Source organism: Flavitalea flava (assembly GCF_054461575.1).
Map to the genome: position 1 here is coordinate 1 of NZ_JBTLQH010000094.1, position 7,051 is coordinate 7,051.

Annotated in this window: 5 protein-coding genes; all 5 read left to right on the forward strand. The window is 37.7% G+C overall.

Translation table 11 applies throughout. The annotated features are described in order from the left end of the window. Positions 1-133: 133 nt before the first annotated feature. The 5 genes from hsdR to ACX0G9_RS31300 are packed head-to-tail and all read left to right on the forward strand — an operon-like array spanning position 134 to position 6,867. A complete protein-coding gene (gene hsdR / locus ACX0G9_RS31280) occupies positions 134-2,479 on the forward strand; it encodes an EcoAI/FtnUII family type I restriction enzme subunit R (RefSeq protein ID WP_459068932.1) in 2,346 nt (781 codons plus the stop codon). Then, positions 2,476-3,954: a type I restriction-modification system subunit M gene (locus ACX0G9_RS31285; RefSeq protein WP_459068933.1), complete on the forward strand. Its 1,479-nt coding sequence runs from the start codon at positions 2,476-2,478 to the stop codon at positions 3,952-3,954. The genes hsdR and ACX0G9_RS31285 overlap by 4 nt, the downstream gene beginning before the upstream one ends. 1 nt (position 3,955) lies before the next feature. Next, positions 3,956-5,698, forward strand: a complete 1,743-nt coding sequence (locus ACX0G9_RS31290; RefSeq protein WP_459068934.1) for a restriction endonuclease subunit S — start codon at positions 3,956-3,958, stop codon at positions 5,696-5,698. After that, on the forward strand, positions 5,695-6,120 hold the full coding sequence (locus tag ACX0G9_RS31295) for a hypothetical protein (protein WP_459068935.1): 426 nt from the start codon (positions 5,695-5,697) through the stop codon (positions 6,118-6,120). The genes ACX0G9_RS31290 and ACX0G9_RS31295 overlap by 4 nt, the downstream gene beginning before the upstream one ends. A 9-nt stretch (positions 6,121-6,129) precedes the next feature. Further along, entirely contained in the window at positions 6,130-6,867 is a 738-nt protein-coding gene (locus ACX0G9_RS31300) for an SIR2 family NAD-dependent protein deacylase (protein ID WP_459068936.1), read from the forward strand. Positions 6,868-7,051 lie beyond the last annotated feature (184 nt).

Below are 7,051 nucleotides of genomic sequence, written 5' to 3' on the forward strand. Positions count from 1 at the left end.
GTTTACCACCAAGGAGGCCCGGATAAAACTAAAAAAACTTTATCCGACAATATTATATTGACTAGACACTAGGAAGAATAGTTTAAATAACGAAATCCCTTGAACTTGGCCCGAAAGACTTAATTACCCTCCAATGAATAAAAAAGAACTTAGCGAAAGCGACATTTGCGATCTTTATATAACGCCAGCGATAAAGAATGCAGGTTGGGATCCATTTAAACAAATAAGACGTGAGGTTACTTTAACACCGGGTCCCGTAATCGTTAGAGGCGAAATGTCAGCAAGAAATAAGAAAAAGAAGAAATTCGCAGATTACGTTCTTTCAAGGGAGCCCGGAACCAGAATTGCTGTGATTGAGGCAAAAGACAATAATTATTCTGTGGGCCACGGAATACAACAAGCATTGGGTTATGCTGAAATTTTAGGGGTCCCCAGTGCATTTAGCTCAAATGGAGATGCATTTGCTTCTCACAATAAAACACCTAAGCACGGCGAAGACATTGAAACCGAGTTTCCACTTGAAGATTTTCCAACACCCGAAGAACTTTGGCAACGTTACAAAAAGTTCCACAACATAAAGGATAATGAAGAAAAACTTGTTTTACAGCCATATTATACAGATGGTTCAGGTAAAGAGCCAAGATACTATCAGGTAGAAGCAATTAATCGTACCATTGAGGCTGTTGCCAAAGGACAAAAAAGAATCCTTTTGGTTATGGCTACTGGAACTGGCAAAACATATACAACATTTCAAATCATATGGCGCTTATGGAAAGCTAAAGTTGCCAAAAGAATCTTGTTTTTAGTTGATAGGAACATTTTAGCTGATCAAACCCTGGTAAACGATTTTAAACCATTTGGATCAGTAATGACTAAGATAAAGAACCGGAAAATTGATCCATCTTATGAAATTCATTTGGGTTTATATCAGGCATTAACAGGACCTGATGAAGAGGACAAAATATTTAAAAGTGTTTCGCCAGATTTTTTTGACCTAATTATAATTGATGAGTGCCACCGGGGTAGTGCGGCGGAAGACTCATCGTGGCGTGAAATTTTAGACTATTTTAAAAAATCCATCCAAATAGGATTAACAGCGACACCAAAAGAAACAGAGTATGTTTCGAATTTAACCTATTTCGGAGAACCAGTTTATTCCTACAGTCTAAAACAAGGGATTCAAGATGGCTTTCTTGCTCCTTACAAAGTTGTAAAAATTGATATTGACAAAGATGTTGATGGTTGGACTCCCCCCGCAGGTATGACAGACGATTTGGGTGAAAATATTGAAAAGCGCATCTATAACCAAGCCGACATGGATCGGATATTGATATTGAATCAGCGCACAAAATTGGTCGCAAAAAGAGTAATGCAATTGCTTAATGCAACTAGTCCAATGTCCAAAACTATCATTTTCTGTGAAAATATTGATCATGCCGAAAGGATGCGGAAGGCAATTGTTAATGCTGCCGGAAAATTAGCAATTGAAAATCCTAAATATGTGATGAGGATAACAGGTGATAGTGTTGAAGGTAAGGCCGAGCTCGACAACTTTATTGACCCTGAAAGTAAGTTCCCGGTTATTGCTACCACATCTGATTTGATGACAACGGGTGTAGATGCAAAAACATGCAAATTGATTGTCTTGGATAAAACGATCAATTCTATGACCATCTTTAAGCAAATAATTGGTAGAGGAACACGCATTGACGAAGACTTTAATAAATTCTTTTTTACCATAATGGATTTCAAAAAAGCTACCGAACATTTTAGCGATCCCGATTTTGATGGAGAACCCGTTGTAATTTATAATCCAAAACCTGACGATGATCCGGTACCGCCTGATCCACCAAATGATGGGGATAATGAGGGAGATGATGACGGTGATACAGGTGAACCTGGAAGAAAAAAGATTATCGTAAGTGGAGTACCAGCAAAAATCAAGAATGAACGTATTGAATATCTCGGTGTAGATGGCAAGTTAATAACAGAATCATATAAAGAATTCTCGCGAAAACAGGTTAAACTAGAGTTCGCCTCCCTAGACGATTTTTTAAGAAACTGGAATGACGGCAGTAAAAAACAAGTCATAATAGATTTGCTTGAAGAGCATGGTGTCGTACTTGAAAATTTAGCCGAATTAGTGGGAAGAGAATACGGGGATTTTGATCTCATTTGTCATATTGCTTTTGGCCAACCTCCATTAACAAGAAAAGAACGAGCTAACAACGTCAAGAAACGAGACTACTTTACTAAATATGGCGAACAAGCCCGGGCAGTATTACAAGGATTACTTGAGATGTATGCCGACAAAGGTGTTAAAAGTATTGAAAATGCAAAAGTTCTTAATTTAAAACCATTCAGCGATATTGGTACGCCTTTAGAAATTATTAAGGATATATTTGGAGGCAAAGAGAATTACGAAAAAGCTATACAAGATCTAGAAAACGAATTATTTAAACAGGAGAGAACAGCATGAGTAATGTTTCAGGTATCATAAAATCTATTCAAGATATTATGCGCAAGGATGTTGGAGTTGATGGAGATGCGCAAAGAATTAGCCAATTAGTGTGGTTGTTTTTTTTAAAAATTGTCGACGACCGTGAGGATGAATTAGAAATGACGGAAGATGATTACTATTCGCCGCTGCCCGAAAAATTGCGTTGGCGTAATTGGGCTAAAGATTCTGAAGGTATAACAGGAGATGAGTTAATTGAATTTGTAAACATTAAGCTTTTCCCAACTTTAAAAAACAAATTAAATATTGAGGGTGAAAATGGCAAAAGAGCGCTGGTAATAAAAAATGTATTTGAAGATGCGTACAACTACATGAAATCGGGCACTTTGCTGCGTCAGGTAGTAAATAAACTTTGTGAAATTGATTTTAATGCCTCTAGCGATCGTCATACTTTCGGAAGTATTTATGAACAAATTCTGAAGGATTTGCAAAGTGCGGGAAATGCCGGGGAATTCTATACTCCTCGCGCGGTGACAACCTTTATTGTAAACAGAGTAAGTCCAAAGTTAGACGAAATAGTTCTCGATCCGGCCTGTGGAACAGGCGGTTTTCTTACAAACGTAATTGAATACAAACGTAAACATTTCGTAAAATCGACAGCCGATGAAGAAGTATTGCAAAAGTCCATTCAAGGAGTTGAAAAGAAAGCATTACCACACATGCTATGTACAACCAATATGATTTTGCATGGTATTGATGTTCCCATAAATATAAAACACGATAACACCCTTAGCCGACCTCTACGTGATTATTCCAATAGCGACCGGGTAAATGTAGTTGTAACTAATCCTCCTTTTGGTGGTATGGAAGAAGATGGCATTGAAAATAACTTTCCGGCCAGCTTCCGAACACGTGAAACGGCCGATTTGTTTTTAACCCTGATAATTCATATTCTAAAAAATGAGGGTCGTGCAGCAGTTGTCTTACCCGATGGTTTTTTGTTTGGCGAGGGTATTAAAAGCAGAATCAAGGAAAAACTCTTGGCCGAATGCAACCTGCACACCATTGTGCGTTTACCCAACGGGGTGTTTAGCCCCTACACAAGTATAAAGACCAATATTTTATTTTTCACCAAAGGTAAACCAACTGAATACATTTGGTTTTACGAACACCCTTATCCCGAAGGTGTGGTCAATTATAATAAAACCAAACCTATGCGTTTTGAAGAATTTCAAACCGAAATAGACTGGTGGGGGAATGAGGATGGAGGATTTAAGGCAAGGCTTGAAAACGAACAGGCTTGGAAAGTATCGGTCAACGAGATCATTGAACGAAATTACAACCTCGATATTAAAAACCCTCATGTTGGGCAACAAATAAGCCATGACCCCGTGGAATTGCTTGCAGAGTATCATAAAGAGAGAAACGCCATTTCCATTCTATGTAATCAGCTTAAAACAATTTTGGCTGAAGCACTAACAAATGGAGGCGAATAATATGATAGACACTATAATTCAGAGCTTTGATATTTGGACGGATGCCCAAGGTGTAAAATCCAAGGGGCGGGTTAAGAGTATTGACAACATTAGCTTGGAAGGCATAGCTCGTCTCCGGGGATTGATTTTAGATTTAGCGATTCGAGGAAAGTTAATCACTCAAGACCTCAATGATGAGCCGACAAGTGAATTAATAAGAAAGATAGAAAAAGAAAAGGATAAATTAATAAAAGAAGGCAGGATAAAAAAGCAGTCTTCGCTGGACAAAGTGGAGAAAGATGAGAAATTGTTTGAATTGCCAGAAAGTTGGAAATGGGTTAGATTAGGAGAAATTGGAATTGGAAGCACTGGAAAAACACCTAGCACTGGAGTCTCAAAATACTTTGATGGTGAAATTCCATTCATAGGACCAGGCCAAATCAATCCAGATGGCAAGATAACTGAGTCTGATAAAACACTAACAGATCTTGGTGCTCAAATGAGTACTTTAGCTGATGCCGGAGATATTCTGATGGTTTGCATTGGTGGATCGATCGGCAAATCCGCAATTGTAATGTCTAAAACCGCATTTAATCAACAAATAAACTGTATTCGTCCGATATTAATTGAAACAAGTTTCCTTAATATAGCTTTCAATTCCCCTTACTTTCAAAGAACAATTTTGGAAAAAGCAACAGGCTCAGCAACTCCAATTATCAATAGAGGGAAATGGGAAGAACTCCCAATCCCTTTAGCACCGATATTTGCGCAAAAACGCATTGTAGCCAAAGTTGATGAACTGATGGCTTTGTGCGATAAATTAGAAGAGAAACAAATCAACAATCTTAAGACCCACCAATTATTAGTAAAGAACCTGCTTGTAATTCTTACACGAGCAAAAGGAGCCGACGAATTACGAACAACCTGGCAGCAGCTATCAACTCATTTCGATACGCTGTTTTGTACGGAAGATAGTATTGACCAGTTAAAGAAAACCATTTTACAATTGGCTATTATTGGCAGATTAGTAAAGCAAAATTCTGAAGACGAGCCAGCAGCTGTTTTATTGGAACGGATAAAGGCCGAGAAAAATAAACTCATAATAGAAGGCAAACTTAAAAAGGAAAAGGATCTTCCACCCATAACAAAAAATGAAATTGCTTTCGAATTAGCGAAAGGTTGGGTATGGTGTAGGTTGGCGGATGTTGGTATTTTGAAAAGAGGCAAGTCCAAACATCGGCCAAGAAATGATAAAAGACTATTTATTGATGGTTCTTATCCATTTATTCAGACTGGAGAAGTTTCGCTTGCAAAAAAAAATGGAGGTTTGATTAATTCAATAAATGGGTACTATAATGAATTCGGTCTAAAGCAAAGTGAAATGCAACAAGCAGGCACGCTTTGTATTACAATTGCAGCAAATATCGCAGAATATGGATTTTTAAGTTTTGATTCATGTGTTCCTGATAGTATAGTTTGTTTTAATTCTATTGACAGCGTCATTTCTTACTACATGAGCTACTTTATTGATGTTTCAAAAGATATGCTTGAGAAGTTTGCCCCTTCCACAGCTCAAAAAAACATAAATCTTGGAATTTTAACTGAATTAAAATTTCCTCTTCCGCCCCTTGAAGAGCAAAAACGCATTGTAGCTAGAGTAAAAGAATTAATGAAGCTCTGCGACGAGCTAAAAGATAAGATAATCAAATCTCAGGAAATTCAGGGTTTTCTATCTAAAACCATAGTTGAAAATGCCATTGCATGAGTGTATTGGATAAAAAATATAATGATATAGATCTAGACACAGCCAGTGCATCCACGGTAAAAATCTGGTGTGATAGAGACAGGCACCATCTCTATGAGTTTTTTTCAGACTTTAATGACTGGCTAGAGAGTGAGGATGGTCTAGATCTAAGGTTAAAATATAAAATTGATGGCTTAACTAATCCGAGCAAAGCCTTATTTGCAAGTGATAGTGAAGCTTATAACCAGGCTTTCAAGATATTCCGTACTAATCGTATTTCACAGGTATTAAGCGAGGAATGTATTACAGAGTTGTGTGGCGACAACCATTGGTTTGAACGCAACCAGGAAAGATTTGAGCAGTTGGTACACTGTTTAATGGAAGGTGAGGTTGTTCCGTTTGTTGGCGCGGGCCTATCCGTAGAAAGCGGCTTCCCTTCATGAAAGCGTCACTTGGAACAGCAGGGAAGAACATCGGGTATTGATCCTGCATTAATCAATTCTCTTTTACGAGAGGGACAATACGAACAGGTTATTGAAGAAATTGAAAAAAAAGGGTATAGAGATGTATTCATACAAGAAATAAAAGACGTTTTCTCGAAGACAGGAAGAATCACTGATACAACTTTGAGGCTAACTGATCTATTTAACGATACAATCATCACCACCAATTATGACCATATTCTTGAACAGGTGTATGAAAATGGAGAAAATAACAATATACAGGTAATCGATAGCACAAACATATTAGAGGATCCGGAAGAAGGTAAGGTAACCATTGTAAAACTGCACGGCGATGTAAGATCTTCGGCAAGATGCATTTTAAGCAAACGGCAATACAACGATGCTTATGGAGATGGAGTGCTTGATTTATCTAAACCCATTCCTAAGTTGCTTTCTTACTATTATCGGACAGGTAGTCTCTTTTTTTTGGGTTGTAGCTTAAATAACGATCGAACCATGCAGGTATTTCAGGCAGTAAAAACCGAAATGGGAGATACTGACCGTCCACAACATTTTTCTTTGGAGGCTATGCCAGAGGATGAAGAAGAATTACGAAAAAGAAACGCTTATTTATTGAGCTTCGGAATAACCCCAATCTGGTTTCCTAAAGGCTGCTATGATTACATTGAGCAAATATTGAGATGTGCAAGAAATGAATTACGTTACCGTGGATACGTTCCTGGCTAAAAGAGGAAGTCGATTGTATCACCCCCAAAATAATAGATAAATGGTTGCTGGCATTATTAGAAACTTTATTAAATCGGGATTGGATTTCACTTAAGTCGGGTAAAATAGCACTAGTGTCTAGTCTATTTTGTAATGTCGTATAAATGCCGTACCTTTTTCTTCCAAAAAGAGTATGGTAAAGTAT